At 67.4% G+C, this 17,494-nt stretch carries 14 protein-coding genes and 1 pseudogene; 3 read left to right on the top strand and 12 right to left on the bottom strand.

Annotated features, from left to right (window positions below; translation table 11 throughout):
- Positions 1–136: 136 nt before the first annotated feature.
- Complete coding sequence (locus VX037_RS13455) at positions 137–622, bottom strand: DUF2599 domain-containing protein (RefSeq protein WP_235724136.1); 486 nt, start codon at positions 620–622, stop codon at positions 137–139.
- A 68-nt stretch (positions 623–690) separates the two neighbouring features.
- On the opposite strand from VX037_RS13455, the gene VX037_RS13450 reads away from it, so the two are divergent.
- Positions 691–1,812: a beta-mannosidase gene (locus tag VX037_RS13450; protein WP_235724137.1), complete on the top strand. Its 1,122-nt coding sequence runs from the start codon at positions 691–693 to the stop codon at positions 1,810–1,812.
- Here VX037_RS13450 and VX037_RS13445 read toward each other — a convergent pair.
- From VX037_RS13445 to VX037_RS13430, 4 genes are read right to left on the bottom strand one after another with little or no spacing between them, the layout of a single operon-like run.
- Positions 1,805–3,487 carry an ArnT family glycosyltransferase gene (locus tag VX037_RS13445; RefSeq protein ID WP_266060053.1) on the bottom strand — a complete coding sequence of 561 codons (1,683 nt, stop codon included), beginning with the start codon at positions 3,485–3,487 and terminating at the stop codon, positions 1,805–1,807. The two genes, VX037_RS13450 and VX037_RS13445, sit on opposite strands and share 8 nt — an antisense overlap.
- Positions 3,484–4,995 (bottom strand): glycosyltransferase, encoded by a 1,512-nt coding sequence (locus tag VX037_RS13440; protein WP_328714648.1) that lies wholly within the window; start codon positions 4,993–4,995, stop codon positions 3,484–3,486. The genes VX037_RS13445 and VX037_RS13440 overlap by 4 nt, the downstream gene beginning before the upstream one ends.
- Complete coding sequence (locus VX037_RS13435) at positions 4,992–6,515, bottom strand: hypothetical protein (protein ID WP_328714647.1); 1,524 nt, start codon at positions 6,513–6,515, stop codon at positions 4,992–4,994. Before VX037_RS13435 ends, VX037_RS13440 begins: the two co-directional genes overlap by 4 nt.
- The gene (locus VX037_RS13430; protein ID WP_328714645.1) at positions 6,512–8,473 is read right to left on the bottom strand and encodes a hypothetical protein; all 1,962 of its coding nucleotides are present in this window, start codon (positions 8,471–8,473) and stop codon (positions 6,512–6,514) included. The genes VX037_RS13435 and VX037_RS13430 overlap by 4 nt, the downstream gene beginning before the upstream one ends.
- A 234-nt stretch (positions 8,474–8,707) precedes the next feature.
- On the opposite strand from VX037_RS13430, the gene VX037_RS13425 reads away from it, so the two are divergent.
- A complete protein-coding gene (locus VX037_RS13425; RefSeq protein ID WP_442903676.1) occupies positions 8,708–9,514 on the top strand; it encodes an alpha/beta fold hydrolase in 807 nt (268 codons plus the stop codon).
- A gap of 12 nt (positions 9,515–9,526) precedes the next feature.
- Here the strand turns inward: VX037_RS13425 and VX037_RS13420 are convergent, their stop codons facing one another.
- The 7 genes and pseudogenes from VX037_RS13420 to VX037_RS13390 form a co-directional block, all read right to left on the bottom strand.
- Positions 9,527–11,077, bottom strand: a complete 1,551-nt coding sequence (locus VX037_RS13420; RefSeq protein ID WP_328714643.1) for a carboxylesterase/lipase family protein — start codon at positions 11,075–11,077, stop codon at positions 9,527–9,529.
- Positions 11,078–11,200: 123 nt separating this feature from the next.
- Positions 11,201–11,953: a 5-oxoprolinase subunit PxpA gene (locus VX037_RS13415; RefSeq protein ID WP_328714642.1), complete on the bottom strand. Its 753-nt coding sequence runs from the start codon at positions 11,951–11,953 to the stop codon at positions 11,201–11,203.
- Positions 11,954–12,121: 168 nt separating this feature from the next.
- A complete protein-coding gene (gene rlmB / locus VX037_RS13410) occupies positions 12,122–13,075 on the bottom strand; it encodes a 23S rRNA (guanosine(2251)-2'-O)-methyltransferase RlmB (protein ID WP_235724145.1) in 954 nt (317 codons plus the stop codon).
- A 1-nt stretch (position 13,076) separates the two neighbouring features.
- Positions 13,077–14,471 carry a cysteine--tRNA ligase gene (cysS, locus tag VX037_RS13405; RefSeq protein ID WP_328714640.1) on the bottom strand — a complete coding sequence of 465 codons (1,395 nt, stop codon included), beginning with the start codon at positions 14,469–14,471 and terminating at the stop codon, positions 13,077–13,079.
- A gap of 54 nt (positions 14,472–14,525) precedes the next feature.
- On the bottom strand, positions 14,526–14,984 hold the full coding sequence (ispF, locus tag VX037_RS13400) for a 2-C-methyl-D-erythritol 2,4-cyclodiphosphate synthase (protein ID WP_328714639.1): 459 nt from the start codon (positions 14,982–14,984) through the stop codon (positions 14,526–14,528).
- 245 nt (positions 14,985–15,229) lie between these two features.
- Positions 15,230–15,913 (bottom strand): annotated as a pseudogene (gene ispD / locus VX037_RS13395) (2-C-methyl-D-erythritol 4-phosphate cytidylyltransferase); the annotation flags it as partial.
- Positions 15,914–16,032: 119 nt separating this feature from the next.
- A complete protein-coding gene (locus VX037_RS13390) occupies positions 16,033–16,521 on the bottom strand; it encodes a CarD family transcriptional regulator (RefSeq protein WP_160900148.1) in 489 nt (162 codons plus the stop codon).
- Positions 16,522–16,890: 369 nt separating this feature from the next.
- Between VX037_RS13390 and VX037_RS13385 the strand changes: the two genes are divergently transcribed.
- Positions 16,891–17,484: a hypothetical protein gene (locus VX037_RS13385; RefSeq protein WP_328714638.1), complete on the top strand. Its 594-nt coding sequence runs from the start codon at positions 16,891–16,893 to the stop codon at positions 17,482–17,484.
- Positions 17,485–17,494 lie beyond the last annotated feature (10 nt).

The following is a 17,494-nucleotide window of genomic DNA, read 5'->3' as shown; positions in this document are numbered from 1 at the left end:
TCAACGGGAAACGGCGCCCAGTCAACGGGAAACGGCGCCCAGTCGATGAGAAACGGCGCCCAGTCAACGGGGACGGGACCCAGTCAACGGGGACGGGACCCAGTCAACGGGGATGGGACCATCACGACCGCGAGGGCTACTCCTCGGCGAAGCCCGGATTGCATCGCGTCTGGATCATCACGTCGTCGGTGACCACCGGTCGCTGCGGTTCGATGTTCCAACTCGGTTTGTCCGGCTCGACGAGACGCGCGAAATCCCAGTGGCAGTCGAACTGCGCCCGCATACCCGGGGTGTCGGCGTCGGGCGCCATTCGCAGTACCTCCGCCCAGGCGATGTCGTCACCGGTCGGGTTCTCGGTGCGGCGGCCGGCCGGGGTCGGCACGATCTGCAGGCTCGGGCCGACCGCGGTGTCGACCCACGTCACGCGGTCGACGTAAGGCGGCGGCAGGGTCGGGGTGCTGGTGGTCGTCGGTGTACTCGCTGCGGCCACACTCGATGTGGTCGTGGTGGTCACCGGCGCCGGGGTGGCGTTGTCGGCTCCTGCGCAGCCACTCACCGTGACGCCGAGTAGTACGGCCGCCAGGAGCGCGGCACCCGCGCCGACGATGTTGTCAGCCTGCATACCCCGCAGGCTAGTCGAGCCGGTGCTGGCAGCCACCTGTCGCGCCCGGCGACGGGTAGCCTGCGAAGGTGAGACGTCCACGATCGGCCGCACTGGTGTGCCTGCTCGTTGTGGTGGCTCTCGGCCTCACCGCCTGCTCCATCGGTGATCGTCGCCCGCTGACGAGCCCGATCGTCACCGAGGACTTCAGCACCCGGGTCACCGTCACCGACACCGGACTGCGGCTCGACAACCAGCCCTGGTGGCCCACCGGGTTCAACGCCTACCAACTCGGCACCGACTGGTCTATCAACGAGGGTTGTGGCGCCGAGGTCGATCTCGACGCCTATTTCGCGAAGCTGCCCGCACATGCGCTCACCCGGTTCAATCTGTTCTCGATGTTCGTCGTCGACAAGAACAGTGGGCTGATCGACTTCGGTCCGCTCGACGCCGTCTTCGATGCGGCCACCCGCCACCGGCAGATGGTGTTGCCCGTCCTCGCCGGCGGCACCGGCCAGTGCGAGGACGACCAGTTCAAGCAGCGATCGTGGTACGACGCCGGCTGGCGGACCCAGAAATCTTTGGGCGGCATGACCTTTGCCGATTGGGTTCGCGCCGCCGTGACTCGCTGGAAGGATCGGCCCACCATCGCCGGCTGGGAACTCGTGGGCGAACCCGAAGCAAGTGTGTGCGGCGCCCAGGGCTGCGACTGGCAGGTCCGCGAATGTCCGCCCGGCGGCGATGAGATCTTGCGCTCGTTCTTCGACGACGCGGGCGGACTGCTGCGCTCACTCGATCCGAACCGGCCGATCTTCGCCGGGTTCGTCGGCGGCGATCAGTGCGGGCTCGAGGGCTCGGACTATCTGCAGGTGGCTGGGTCCGAGCGGCTCGATGTGCTCGACTTCCACGACTACGGCGGCAATCTCACCGACTACGGGCCGTCCGGCAGTGACCTGCCCACCCGCATCCGACAGGCCAGCGAGGCCGGTAAACCGATCATGGTCAACGAGATCGGCGTGAACGCCGGGTCCTGCCTCGACCCTGCCGAACGTGCACGCGGGTTGCGCACCAAGATCGGCCAACAGCGCGACGCCGGCACTGCGGGCGCGTTGCTGTGGGCGTTCGTCCCGGATCCCCGAACGCGCGAGTGCACCTACGACATCGGGCCGAGCGACCCGGCGTGGCAGGTCATCGCCGACACCGTCAGCTGACTCCGTTGCTAGTCAACGTGCCGGAACCGGTCACCCGATAGATCCGCCAGTCGGGCAGATCCGCGCCGACGTTGCGGGCCTCCAGGACCAGCACCCCCACCTGGGCACCGTTCTCGTAGAGCGTCGGGAAGCGGACGTTGAGGGCGTCGGATTCCCCTCGTCCACTTCGCGGTACCGACAGCATGTATCGCACCCCGTGCGCGGCCGGATCGTTGACCATCTCGGTGAAATCCTGATCCGACGGGATGACGAACTGCTTCGGATTCTGCGACTGGGCGACGACCGCGAAGCCGTACACGGTGTCGCACAGCACGCTGCCGTCGGGCAGGTCCAAGTCATCGAGGTACTGCGCGATGGACCGTTCGGTTTGAAACGACCGGATCACCCGCTGTCCGTCAAGGACTTCCTGGTTCACCGAATCCTCGTGGGCGCCCAGCGAATAGACCGCGAACTCCTGCGGCGCATATGTCGGCGATCCCATACCCACCGCGGTGCTCGGTACCGCGATCGCCATGGTGATGACCGCGCACATCCCCAGCGCCAGGTAGCCGGCGCCGCGCCGCACCACGATCCGTGGCGCGCTGGCGTGGGCGCCCGGACGCCGGGTGGGGTTCGCGCGGCGGGCGGGAACTGCGAGCAGCGCCACCACCGCCGCCAACGGGACGACCGTCAGGTAGAAACGCAGGAACGCAAACGTCGAGCCTTGCGAGTAGCTGTACACCTGGAAACCCAGGACCAGTCCGATGATGACCAACGGCACCAGCAACGGGTAGAACCGCTGACGCCGATATCGCACGATCGCGACCACCGCCAACAACAACGGGAACAGTGGTGCCAGGATCAGCAGTTCGGTCGTCGAGAACCGCAGCGCCTGCCACGGGGTGGACGACCCGCTGCCCCCGGATTGTTCGAGGATCGCCGCGTTGCCGTAGGCCGAGGACAACTGCGCGAACAGATCGCCGGTGATCAACCAGCTCGTGAACGCCCACCCGATGAAGGCGACGAACGCCGGCAACGCGACGATCGCGACATCGAGGATCACCCGCATCATGCGGTCTGTCGTGTCGCTGCGCCGAAAGGTCACCAGCGCAACCACTATCCCGGCACCCAACGCAGCGGCGGCCCCGTCGTAGCGGGTGAGGTAGGCGAACCCCAGCGCGATGCCCGCGGCGACCAGATCGTGCACGTCGTCGGTGTCGATCCAGCGGATGAGGCGTCGGCCGCACCACGTCAGGAAGAACAGGTACGGGGCCTCACTCATCCCGTTCGCGGCATACAGCACGATCATCGGGTTGAGTGCGTAGCTCGCGGTGACCGCGATCGTGATCCACGGCGCCACCCCGCGGTCGCGTGCGATACCGGCGATCTGCACCACCGAGCCGGCCATGAACACCGACGACATCACCGCCGCCGACAGCGCCGAGGTGGTGATCGCCGGGAAGATCGGGGTCAGCGCCGTCAACGGCAACTGCACGATCACGGTGAGCGGGGTGAAGATGAAGCCGATCGCCGACAGGTGGGGGTCGCGGCTGAACAGCACACTCTGCGCCGACTGCACTCGGGACAGCGAGTCACCGAAGTACCACCGCACATCGGCGGCCAACCACACCCCGATCACCAGGTAGAGCAGCCAGATCACCAGGAAAAGGCCGATGGCCTGCCGACGGGCCGTCACGTCGCCTGCTCGGCGCTCGGGGCGGCGGGCTCGTCGGCCTTCTTGTCGTCGCCACCCGCCGACAGTCCGTGGAAGGTCTTCTCCCAGTACGACGGATTGAACAGCATCTGCCACATGCCCTTGATGGCGGCAATACTCATCAGGACCCAATAGGCGGGCACCATCAGCCCCGACCACACCAGTGCGCTGCGGCCGTCCTCCCGCAGTGCAACGAGATTCATGTAGATTGCCGCACCGTTACCGAAGATCAACGAGATGAGCGACAGGTAGTAGATCGGCCCCGGGAACAGGTCGGCGAACACCGGCGGCTGTCCCGCGATCCACACCACCATGATCAGCCAGAAGATCATGTTCATACACGCGATGACCGGCGTGCCGGCGATCAGCAGTGTGAATCGGTACCACGCCACCGGCCCCAAGATGTGCCACAAGGCCACCGGGCGGCGCATATGCACCAGCCACGTCTGCATGTAGCCCTTGTACCAACGCGACCGCTGGCGCACCCAGTTGATCGCGTCGACGTTGGCCTCCTCCAGCGTGATCGAGTCGAGAACCGCGGTGCGGTAGCCATTACCGGAGATGCGCACACCGAGGTCGGCATCTTCGGTCACGTTGAACGGATCCCAGGCGCCGATCTCGTCGAGCACATCGCGGCGGAAGTGATTCGACGTGCCGCCCAACGGGATCGGCGCACGACTGACCATCAGGCCCGGCAGCAGGTAGCCGAACCAGATGCCGTAGTCGGCGGTGAACCATTCAGTGAGGACGTTGTCACGCGGATTGTGGAAGTTCAGCGCGCACTGTACGCACACGACGCGATCGTCCTCCTGCCGGAACGCCGCCACCGCGCGGCGCAGCTGCAGCGGATCGGGCAGGTCTTCCGCGTCGAAGATGGTGACGATATCGCCGGTGGCGAAGTGCAGTCCGTAGTTGCAGGCCTTCGGTTTCGTACGCGGGTCGGCGGGCGGGACCAGCACCACGGTCACCAGATCGTTCTCGCCCACCTCGCGTGCCGCGGTGATGGTCGGCTCGTCGTCGGCCTCCAGCAGCAGCAGCACCTGCAGCTTGTCGTGCGGATACTCCAGCGATTCCATCGCTGCGATGAGGTCGCCGACCACCTCGGGTTCACCGTAGGCGGGCACCAACACGGTGAAGCGGGGCAACTCGTCGTCGGGGATGGCTCGAGCCTGCTCGTCGCTGATTCGAATGGCGCCGTTGACCAGTCCGCGGCGGAAGATGACCAGCCGGTCGAGCAACGCGAGGATGTAGACGACGGTGGCGATCGAGATGAGCCCGGCGGCTGTGGGCACCGGAAAGGCCACCAGGAGTACGACCACCAACGCCGCGGCGCCGATGCCGATGAACTTCTGGCCGCGACTGAACGGCACCGACGCCGACATCTGCGGATCGATGTCGCGCAGCCGCTCGACGGCGTCGTAGAGCGCTGCCTCCCGGTAGTCGGCGTCGTCGAGGAGTTCGGCCACACTACGGCCCTCGCGCGGCGTCATGTCGTCGTCCCGATCGCGTCGACCTGCGCATTGATGAGGTCGGTGGCGCAGTCGATGAGCAGATCTTTGTCCTTGAACTGTGGTTCGAGGTCGGTGACCACCGAGTTGCCGCGGAACAGGACAGTGATGAACGTGTTGAGATTGCGAATCACCGTCGGCTGCGGGGACGGGAACTGCGCATCGGGTTCGTGGTTGTCGACCGAGACGATGGTGACGCGCTGCGTGGTGGTGCCGTTGTTCCACTCCCACGTGAGTCGGTTGAAGGTGAGGTAGCTGGTGTCGTCGACGACGGTCTGCAGATACCCGGTCACGCCGTGGGGCAGCGGAATCTCCTGCGATGCACTGAACCGATCGCCGACAAGGTCGTAGACGAAGAAGATGGGGTACACCTCGAAGGTGATCGGCCGTGCACTCTCGATGGTGTTGACCACGACCTTGCGTGGTCGGGCGAACTTGTCGAATTCGAGGCTGCCCTGCGACTGGTACAGATCCTGACCGGTCATCACCGCGGTGCGGCCGTACATCCGCGACACCCACTCATACTGGCGGACCTGCCCGGCCACCCATCCGGACGGCACGAGCATCGGCGGGCGGGTGTCGAGGCCGTCGATCCGGGGATTGGGGATGTCGCCGAAGGTGGGGATCGGGATGAACGCCATTGCGATCGCCACCGCCGCGAGCAGGAATCCCGGGCGGCCGACCTTCTTCACGGCGGGCGGATACTTGTCACGCCCCAGCGGGCTCCATGCCAGATGCGACACTCGACGCCGGTCCACGTACAACACGGCGCAGGCTGCCAGCGCAGCCACCACCGCAGGCACGGTTTGATAGACCCACAGCCGGACATCCGGGAACACCAAGCGCACCACAACAAGCGCCACGGTGCCGGCCACCGCGGCAATCGAAGCCCCGACGAGTCCACGCCGCCAAGTGCGCGCTGAGGCCACCCAGGTCGCCGCCGCGGCGAAGGCGACCATCACGACGCCTGCGGCCATCGGCCCGCCGCGCATCACCAAGACCTCCATCCGGTACGGCACCGGGAAGATCATCAACAGCAGGAACCACACCCAGCGGTAGCGGGCCACCGGCCGCAGTCCGAACACCAGAGCGCAACAGCCCAGCACGAAGATCCACAACGCCAACAGATCGACATGACTCACCAGGTAGGCGTCGGTGTAACGCAAGTTGAGGAACTTGACGGTCATCGAGATGAACAGCAAGACCACGCCGGCGATCACATCGGTCTGCCGGTCGTGGATCGGCCTTTCCTCGCCGCGGCGCCAGGACACACCGGTCGCAGCGATGATCACCAGCACGAACACCGCCGGCAGGTAGGTGATGATCGTCTGCGAGCCCATCTCGGTGACGACGGCACCCAGCGTGTTCCAGAACGCGACCACCGTCGCGGCCACCACCAGTGCCCACCGCAGACCCAGGATCCACGTCACGTCCTGCGAGATCCGCTCACGCAGACCTGGTTGCGGTGCCGCCGGTGCCGGGACCGACGCCGTGGTGGTCACGACGACTCCGGACGCCCGCGCCGTCTCCGGATGACCAGGGTGCCGACGATCACCGCGCCGGCAAGCACCACCGCGGCGAGCAGCGCCACGCCGATGACCCACGGTCCGATCCGTTCCGAATCCGCCTCCGGCGCATTGACCTCGTCGGATGCGACGGACACCGGATCCTGGCCACTGACCTGCAGCACGGCGTCACCGTCGAGGGCCGACCACCTGTCGTCGGTCGACAGCCACTGCAGGAGCGCGTCGAGATCGGCCTCATCGTCGGTCGAGGTCGCCACCAGCAGGCTGCGCCCTTCCTGCCGGGTCACCTCCAGCGCCCCGAACTCGATACCGGGATTCAGGGTGACAGTCGACGCCTGCCCGGAATCGCCGGCCGACGTGACGGTCAGCGTCCGTCCGTCCGAGGTCAGCGGCAGGGCCATCTCCGGCAGTCCCTCGCCGTCGGCGGAGATCACGATGGCGGGTTGCCCCGACGACGCCGCGGTGTCCATCGAGACCACGTCGATGCCCAGCGGCACCGCCGACATCGACTGCAGTCCGGCGACGATCGCGACGGCGCGGGCCACGTCGGCCGCGTCGCCATTGGTCCACGCGAGCTGGGTACGCGGCATCAGCGCTTGCGGTAGCGAGCCGAAACCCGCGGGCTGCGGCGGATCGGCCTGCTCGGAGGTGATCTCACCGGCCGACGACATGCTCAGCGTGTTCCGGTAACCGCTGCCGCATGTCTCACCCAGATTGCCCCGCTCCAGCGTCAGCGACACCTCGGTGTAGCGCCGCAACACGTCGTCGGGGATGTCGACCCAGGTGTTGTAGGTGCCCGACCCGTCGGTCGGGATGGTCGTGATGACCCGGTCACCGACCCGGACGGCGATGGCCCCGTTGCCGGAGTTGGACGGTCCGGGGCTGTACGAACCGATCAACTGCACTCGTACCCCGGTGGCCGACCAGCCCAGTCGGGTCTGGTCGATGCCGAAGGTGACCCGCGGCCAAGCCGCGGACGTGATCGACTGATCGGGCACGCCGAGGTCGCTCAGCGTCTGCACCGACGCCGGCAGCTGGGGCGCGTTGTGCAGCGCGCCGGCGACCGCCGACGAGCTCAGCGCGATCGGCGCGAGGTTGGAGGTGAGGAACTGGGTCTGGGTGAGCAGATCCTCATCGGACCCGCCGATGACCAGGTAGGACGACCCGCGGGAGGTTTCGATCGCAAGTCCGGGGTCGGCGTCGCCGTTGATGACGATCTGCCGCTCGAGCGGTCCGGCCGCCGTCGGCGGCACCATCGAACCGCGCGACAACGGCACCGTCTCGATGCGGACCGGCGCGGGAGCGTACTGCGACACCACGGCCGACGCCAGATTGACCGCCGCCGCCCCCTCGGCCTCGCGGACATCGTCGGGAACATAGATGGTGAGCCCGCGCAGGGTCGGCGGCAGGAACCCGGCGACGGTCTGCGGAATGGCCTCACGCCCGGTGTAGACCACCTCCGTGTTGGTCAGTCGCAACGCGTTCTCGGGGTCGAACTGGCAGAACCCCTCGACGCGCAGGTAGGCGCGCAGCGTCAGGTCAACGGCATTCTGATCGACCCGAACACCGCGCAGCGACAGCGAGATCGGCGCACCCACACCGGCGGTGAGTGGGGTGCGCGAGATCAGTCGCTCCCCTTGCAGGACATCGATACTGCCGCCGGTAACGAAGGCCGGCACCTGGGTTTCGGCACGCAGAACCGACGGTGTGAGATCAGGTGTGACGGGCAGACTCAAGCTGATCTCACCCTGCTGACCCTCGAACGCGAGGGTCGTCGACGATCCGAGGTCACGCAGACTCATCGGTGGTGGCGGATCGCCGGGCGCCGCCGAGGCCGCACCCGCGAGGCCGACGGAAGCGGCGACCATGCCCAGCACCGCGATGAGAACCGACATCGCCTGCACGCGACGGCCATACCCCTGGCGAACGTACATCGAACCCTTCCCTGCGCACGACGCACGGCCCCCACCGCGCACTCCTCACCCCGGAACAACCTACGAACTCCACCTGGAAACCTAGTCGAAACCGATCTCGGTGGCAGGACAACGACACGGACCCGCCGTCGGCGTTTTCGGCGCCCGGGCGATCGGTTCGGTTTCGGCCCCCGTTGCGCATTCGAGTCGCAACCGTTTCCCAACGGCTCCACGGATTCTGGAACGATGGCGGGAGTGTCGAGCGTGACCATCGGTGATCGGGTCGACGGCGGCGTCTACATAGACGTCGGCGGACGACGGATCTGGCATTTCTGTGGCGGCGACCGGTCCGGGCCGCCGGTGGTGTTGCTGCATGGCGCGTTCGGGTCGGCGTCCACCTGGGGCGCACAGTTCAGCGACTTCATCCGCGCCGGGATGTCGATCTTCGCTCCGGAGCGCAGCGGGCACGGGCATTCGCCCGACCATGACGGGCCGTTCACACTCGACGACATGGTCGCCGAGACGATCGGCTACCTCGAGCGGGCGGTGGGCGCGCCGGCGCACCTCGTCGGCTGGAGCGACGGGGCCGTGATCGCGCTGCTCGTCGCTCGCAGCCGGCCGGACCTGGTGAGCCGTGTGGTGGCGACATCGACCTACATCAACCAGACCGGCCACGATGCGGCCGAGTTCCTGGACCTGATCCGGTCCCGCCATCCGGCGACGGTGGAGTTCCTGCGCGACGGTTATGTCGCGGTGACCCCGGACGGGCCGGAGCACTTCGGCGTCGTTTACGACAAGACGTTCGCCATGCTGGAACACGAACCCGACTTCGACCTGTCAGTGCTTGCCGGGGTCGCTGCTTCAACGCTGGTGGTGGCGCCCGATCACGGCGTCGGCCTCCTCGACCACGTGCTGGACATGGTCCGGGCACTGCCCAAGGGCCGGCTGGCCGTGCTGCCGGGCACCCACATCCTGCCGGTCGAGGCACCGGAACTCTTCAATCCGCTGGTGGTGTCCTACTTGGCCGCCGACCCACCCCACCATTGGGTGCCCTACCGCTGACCGAAGGGCACATCAGGCCGGTACATGCACCTTGCGCCAGGCCACACGGCGCGCCCCGTCCGGATCGGTTTCCACACGATCCGGGTTGTCGATGACCAGTACCTTACGCGTGGCCGGATCGTAGGTGGGCCAGCCCAGCCCGGGCACACCCGCCGTTGCGAATGCGCCCCACCGGGCCTGCACCGACCGGATCATCCGGCCCGTCGAGCGCCAGTCGCCCACCGCGAGACCGGCACCGATCGCCGACCGAAAGGCCCCGAACACCGCGAACAATTCGGTGGCGTGGGTGGCACCCATGCCGGTGGCCTTCAGCATCCGGCTGCGGAAGTCGTAGCGGTACACGTAGGTCGGGGCCACCGCGGCGTGACCCTCCGCGAAGGCCACCATCGGCGCCCAGAACACCGAATCCGCCGACAACCGGATCAGGTCGCTGTCGCCACCGTTGTACAGCGCGCTGATCTCTCTGCGCGACTGCTCGTCGTCGACACGCACCAAGGCCTTCTCGGCATCGGGCAGGACGTTCCAGAGTTTGCTGAACAACAGCCCCTCGTCGCGGTTGCTGCCGATGATCAGCGGCACCGGATGAGTTTTCCCGGCCGCGGCCATCTGCAGCGGCAGTGCGGGCAGGTACTCGCCGTCGATCACCGGCCCGAACGGGATCGGGTCTCCGAGGCCGGCCACCTGCGCGAACTTCATCAGTCGATCGCCTGCGCGCAGGATGTCGCGAGCGGAGGCGCGGGCGAGCACGTTCTGCACCTCGTCGGCAGAGATCGGCTCGACCCCGTCATCGAGCTGCGTGGCGCGACGATCCGGGTCACGCAGAATACGCACGAACTCGTCGGCGTAGGCGCGGGCGGCGTCGGCGCCGATGGTGAGGTCGGGCGCCGGGCTCTGTGAGATGGCCCGGGCGAACAGTCCCTTCGCCGCCGGTGCGCACATCAGCGAAAGCACCGCCGACGCTCCCGCACTCTCGCCGAAGACGGTGACGTTGTCGGGGTCACCACCGAAGGCGGCGATGTTGCGCTGCACCCATTGCAGAGCCGCGACCTGGTCTTTGAGGCCCAGATTCGAGTCGAACGGGCGCTCGTCGGTGCTGTAGGCGCTGAAATCGAGGTAACCGAACGGGCCGAAACGGTATTGCACCGTCACTACGATCACGTCCTCGGCACGCGCGAGCAATGAGCCCTCGTACAGCGGGGTGGCCGCAGTACCCAGGATGTAGGCGCCGCCGTGGACGAAGACCATCACCGGCCGAGGCCGCGACGACGGATTCTCCGGGGCGAACACGTTGAGCGTCAGGCAGTCCTCGCCCATCGGCTGGTAACGGCCGGGTCCGACCGCGGTGTACATCTTCTCCTGGATGGCCGCCTTGCCGAATCGGGTGCAATCGCGCACTCCCGGCCACGGATGCACCGGCTGGGGGTCGCGGAACCGCAGCCCGGCCACCGGCGGTGCCGCGAACGGGATGCCCTTCCAGCTGATGGTGCCGCGCCGGGTGCGCTTGCCCCGGACTCCCTCGACGATGCCATCGGCCGTGGTAACCCTTCTATCGATCGCTGTCATATAGCCCAAGATAATGCAGCATGGTCCACCGTCGAGTGACCCCCGTCACTCCGGGTTCCGCGCCGCCCGCCGACAGAACCCAGAATCTCGCCGACAGAACCTAATCTGGCACCGACAGAATCGTCAGCGGGCCGCCAAGCCGATCCCTGCGGCGGCCAGAGCGTTACGGACCGCCCGGGCATGCTCCACCGCCCCCGGGGTATCACCGTGCAGACATACCGACTCGGCCTCGATGCGCATCACCGTTCCATCGACGGCCCGAATCTCGTGATGTTCGACCATCGCCACCACCCGACGCGCGATCTCATCGGTGTCCGTGAGCACCGCACCCTGCTCCGATCGGGGCACAAGCGTGCCGTCCGGGCGGTAGCCGCGATCGGCGAACGCTTCCGCGATGACCCGGACACCTCTGCACTCTGCGCGGCGCAACGAAAGCGAACCGGGCAGCCCCATCAGCGGTAGGTCGACACCGAGTTCGACGATGGCGTCGATCACCGCATCCGCCTGATTTTCGTGTGCGACGATCGAGTTATACAGCGCACCATGCGGTTTCACGTACTCGACATCCGCCCCGACGGATCGTGCGATCGCCTGCAGCGCACCGATCTGATAGATGATGTCGGCGGTCAGTCGGGCCGGTTCGATGTCCATGAACCGCCGACCGAACCCTTCGCGGTCGGGATAGGAGACCTGCGCGCCGATGCGCACACCGGCCGCCGCGGCGGCCCGACAGGTCGCGAGCAGTTCGTGCGGATCGCCGGCATGAAATCCGCAGGCGACGTTCGCGCTGGTCACCACGCCGATCATGGCCTCGTCGTCGCCGACCCCCTCGCCGAGGTCGGCGTTCAGGTCGATGATGATCTCCGACCGCGTCATGAGCTCAGTCTAGTGACGACGCGCAACGCCGAAGCCTGACGGCAAGCCGGTGGCGTCGACCAGATCTCGGGTCCATCGACGACATCCAAGGTTCTGTCGGCGCGCGACCGGGATGCATCGGCGAGATTCTCGGTTCTCTCGGCGAGATTCGGGGTTCTGTGGGCGGAGTCAGGCCTGCCGACGCTGACGGGCGAATTCGGCGAGCACCACACCGGCGGCGACCGAGGCGTTGAGGCTCTCGACGTCACCGGCCATCGGGATGGACAGGATCGAGTCGCAGTTCTCCCGGACCAGCCGCGACAGCCCCTTGCCCTCGGAGCCGACCACGATGACCGTCGGCCCGGTGCCGTCGTACTCGTCGAGGGTGACATCACCCTCGGTGTCGAGTCCGACGAGCTGCGCCCCCGACGCGGCCCAATCCTTGAGTGTGCGAGTCAGGTTGGGCGCCTGCGCGACCGGCAGCCGAGCCGCGGCACCGGCACTGGTGCGCCACGCGACCGCGGTGACGCTGGCGCTGCGGCGCTGCGGGATCACCACGCCGTGGCCGCCGAATGCGGCCACCGAGCGGATCACCGCGCCGAGGTTGCGCGGATCGGTGATGTTGTCCAGCGCCACCAGCAACGGCGGTGTCCCGCTGTCGATGGCCTCGCGCATCAGATCGTCCGGGTGGGCGTAGCTGTATTCGGGCACCTGCAGGGCGACGCCCTGGTGCATGCCGTTGGATGCCATCCGGTCGAGTTCGGGCTTGCCGACCTCGAGGATGGTGATCGCATTGTCACCGGCGATCTTGACAGCCTCGGCCACCCGATCGTCCGGTTCGGAATTGGTCGCCAGATACAACGCGGTCGCGGGCACGCCGGCACGCAGACACTCCAGGACGGGATTGCGGCCCAACACGTACTCGGGCCCATCGTCCTTGCGGTTGGCTCGCGGACGTCCCGTGGTGGATTTCGATGCGGCCTTGGCGCGCTTGTGCGCCGGGTGATACGGACGGTCGACGGCCTTCGGCGTTGCGCCCCGTCCCTCCAGGCCACGTCGGCGCTGACCGCCGGAACCGACGGTCTGCCCCTTCTTGGTCCCCGACTTGCGTACGGCACCTTTACGTTTGGAGTTTCCGGCCATGTCAGGAGGTTCCCTTCAGCGACCATTGCGCCCCGTCGGGGGTGTCGGTGACCTCGATGCCCGCCTCGGCGAGTCTGTCACGGACGCCGTCGGCGGTCGCCCAGTCCTTGTCGGCGCGCGCCTGTGCACGCCGCTGCAGTTCGGCCCGAACCAGCACGTCGAGGGCGGTGGTCGCGGCCGATTCGTCGGTCTGTTCGTCGAGCCAGTGGGGGTCGAGCGGGTCCACCCCGAGGATGCCCATCATCGCCCGCACCGACGATGCGGCCGCCAATGCGCCTGCGCCGTCGCCTGATTCGAGCGCGGTGTTGCCCTGACGCACCACGTTGTGGACCACGGCGAGCGCGGCCGGGACACCCAGATCGTCGTCGAGCGCGGCACCGAATTCGGCCGGGACGTCGCCGGCCTCGACGGCACCGACGCGAGCGGACACCCGGTTGATGAACGACTCCACCCGCCGGTAACCCGCGGCCGCCTCGGTGAGCGCGCCCTCGGAGTACTCCAGCATCGACCGGTAATGTGCGCTGCCCAGGTAGTAGCGCAGTTCCACCGCGCGCACCCGTTCGAGCATCGCGGGAATCGCCACCACGTTGCCCAGCGATTTGCTCATCTTCTCGCCACCCATGGTCACCCAGCCGTTGTGCAGCCAGTAGCGGGCGAACGGATCGCCGGCGCCATGCGCCTGCGCGATCTCGTTCTCGTGGTGCGGGAAGATGAGATCCATTCCACCGCAGTGGATGTCGAATTCTGCGCCGAGAAGCGACGTGGCCATCGCCGAGCATTCCAGATGCCAACCGGGCCGGCCGTGTCCCCAGGGGGTGGGCCACGACGGCTCGTCGGGCTTGGCCGCCTTCCACAGGGTGAAGTCGCGCGGGTCGCGTTTGCCGGTGCCCGCACTCTCACCCTGGTGCACGTCGTCGAGTCGGTGACCCGACAACGCACCGTAGTCGGGCAGGCTCTGCACGTCGAAGTACACGTTGCCGTCGGCGGCGTAGGCGTGCCCGCGCTCGATCAGACGCTGCATGTACTCGACCATCTGGGTGACGAATCCGGTGGCGCGAGGCTCACCGGACGGCGGCAGCACGCCGAGAGCGTCGTAAGCGTTGTCGAAGGCGCGTTCATGTGTGGCGGCCCACTCCCACCACGGCCGGCCCGCGTCGTCGGCCTTGCGCAGGATCTTGTCGTCGATGTCGGTGACGTTGCGAACGAACAGCACGTCGAGGCCCTGGTGCTGCAGCCAGCGTCGGAGCACGTCGAAAGCGATGCCACTGCGCACGTGACCGATGTGCGGGATGCCCTGCACGGTGGCGCCACACAGGTACACCGAGGCGTGGCCGGGGTGCAGTGGAACGAAGTCACGCACCTCTCGGGTTGCGGTGTCATACAGGCGCAAGGTCACGACGTGCGAGTCTACCTGGTCAGATTCCCCGTTCGGGCCGCCCGGGCGATCGCGTCAGTCGAGCAGGGCGGTCGCAACCGCCGCCACGCCTTCGCCGCGACCTGTCATCCCCAGTCCGTCGGTGGTGGTCGCCGACACCGATACCGGTGCGCCAAGCGCCGCACCGAGCACCCGCTGCGCCTCGTCGCGACGGGGTCCGATCTTCGGCCGGTTACCGATCACCTGGACGGCGGCGTTGACCACGCTGAGCCCTTCGGCGTCGATGAGTGCCCGCACGTGTTCGAGCATCGCGACCCCGGACACCCCCGCCCATTCGGGCCGACCGGTACCGAACACTGAGCCCACGTCACCGAGACCGGCGGCCGAGAGCACGGCGTCGCACAACGCGTGCGCGCCGACGTCACCGTCGGAATGGCCGGCGCATCCGGGTTCGTCGGGGAAATGCAGGCCGACCATCCAACACGGCGAGTCGGCATCGACCTGGTGGGCGTCGGTTCCGATGCCGACTCTCATGTGGAGCTCCGCTCGTGGGTCGGGTGGTCTCGATACGGCTCCTCGCTGCGCTCGTCGCCTACTCGACCAGCGGAAGGACACGGGTCCTCGCCGCCGCCCACGGCACCAGCGGAAGGATACGGGTCCTCGCCGCCGCCCACGGCACCAGCGGAAGGATACGGGTCCCCGCCGCCGTCCACGGCACCAGCGGAGCGATACGGCTCCGCGCTGCGGCCGTCACGCACGTCACCGGCGGAAGAGTTCGGCTCCGCGACGACGTCGCGGGCGATGCGCAGATCCCACGGGGTGGTGATCTTGAGGGCCAACGGGTCACCGGCGACGACGTGCACCGGGATGCCGCAGCGTTCGGCCAGGCCGGCGTCATCGGTGGCGAGACCGAGGTCGTCTGCATGCGCGCGTTGCAGCGCATCGCGGGTGAAGCCCTGGGGCGTCTGGACCGCACGCAGCACCTCGCGGTCCACAGTCGCAACCACGCGTTCGGCACCGTCCACCGGATGAGGGTCGATGCGTTTGAGGGTGTCGGCAACCGGCAGACCGGGCACCACTGCCGGATGGCCCGCGCGAACGGCCGCGACTACTCGTTCGAACACACCTGGCGGGGTGAGAGGACGTGCGGCGTCATGGACGAGCACGATGTCGGCGGTACGCACAGCAGCAATGCCGGCACGGACCGAATCGGATCGGTGTGCACCCCCGGCGACCACGACTGCCTCGGGCACGAGTCGCCGCGCAGTGTCGATCAACTCTGCCGGGACCACCACGACGACGGTGTCGGCAACGCCCGCATCGAGCACGCCGGCCACGCAGACCTCGAGGATCGTCCGGGCACCCAGTTCAACAAAGGCCTTGGGTACCGGCTCGCCAAGCCTGGTTCCGGACCCTGCGGCCGGGATGATGACGCCGACGCTCACGACGAGTTCTCGCCACACCGAGCGCGCAGCCGTGGCTCGTCCGCCTCGTTTTCGCTCCTCCCCCGAATGTATTCGGAGAAGGAACGAAGGTCAGGGGGACGAACCGCGGCAGCCGAGAAGTCAGCCACGTACGCGACTCAGGACGCCGCGGCCAGGACCTCGTCAAGGATGCTGGTGGCCTTGGCGTCGTCGGTGTTCTGCGCCAGCGACAGTTCGTCGACCAGCACCCGACGAGCGCGGGTCAGCATGCGCTTCTCGCCCGCGGACAGCCCACGATCCTGTTCGCGACGCCACAGGTCGCGGACGATCTCGGCGACCTTGATGATGTCGCCGGAGATCAGCTTCTCCTGATTCGCCTTGAAGCGGCGGGCCCAGTTGGTGGGCTCCTCCGTGTGCGGGGCGCGAAGCACCTGGAAGACCTGGTCGAGACCCTCTTCACCCACCACATCGCGCACACCGACGTATTCGAGCTTCGTCGAGGGGATCTGGACGGTCATGTCACCATCGGCGACTTTGAGAACAAGGTATTCGATCTGTTCACCCTTGATGGTCCGAGTCACGATGTCTTCGACTCGAGCAGCACCGTGATGGGGGTAGACAACGGTGTCGCCAACTTTGAAGTTCAATGTTCCATGCCCCTTTCGAGTACAGCCAGTCTAGCACGGGCGTCCGAGAGGGCACACCCAACGGTGCAGGTCAACGCCCTGAAGCGGCACCTACGCAGCCCTCTGGAGAGCGTACGGACCTGCATAAACCACGCCGTGATCGGCCCCACAAACCCGTCCTGGAAGCCTGTGCACAACCCGACGCGCCGGGGCCTCGGCCGACCAATCGGGCACCCGATCGGACTTTTGCGCCCGGCGCCCACTACGCTGCGTAGTGCAGGGTTCGCGCCGAGTGGCGTGTCGCCTTCGATGACCTGGGAGGAACGGGTGTCAGTGCTTCGCAAAACCGCTCGACGTACGACGACCGGGCGCGCCTTCGGTGGGCGCGCCGTGAAGGCCACGGCGGTAGCCGCTTTCGGCATCGCGCTCGCCCTCGGCACCACCGCCTGCGGTGCGGGTCAGATCTCGCAGACCGCCAACATGGAACCGGCCGTGAACGGCAACCTCGCCACCCTCGGCTCGCTGCAACTGCGCGACGTGCAGATCATGTACCCGACGGAGAAGTCCGACGAGGTGTTCGGCAACGGCGGACCCTTCGAGGTCTCCTTCGTCATCAGCAACATCGACCCGATCGAGAACGATCGTCTCCTCGGCATCGACGCCCCTGCGGGCGGCACCGTCAGCATCACCGGTGACAATCGCGACATCCCGGCCGGCCAGGCCCTGCGTGCCGGCGAGCCGGTGGGGTTGCTCGTGCCCGAAGACGTCGAGGCGACCGACGAACAGGAACGGCTCACCGTGACGCTGTCCGGTGCCGGCGATTCCGTCGCCCCCGGACTGACCACGCCGCTCACCTTCCGCTTCGAGAACTCCGGTGAGGTCACTGTCGAGACCCCGGTCGATGCCGGCACCTACATGGTTCGCCAGGACAAGATCCGGCAAGCCGAGCCGCCGGCCGATCAGCACGCCGGCGAAGAGCACTGAGCTCGGAGTC

It is taken from the genome of Gordonia sp. Z-3, assembly GCF_036233855.1.
In the GTDB taxonomy this organism is placed as follows: domain Bacteria; phylum Actinomycetota; class Actinomycetes; order Mycobacteriales; family Mycobacteriaceae; genus Gordonia; species Gordonia tangerina.
The sequence above is the reverse complement of the archived record's forward strand: the minus strand, read 5'-3'. Positions and strand labels throughout refer to the sequence as shown.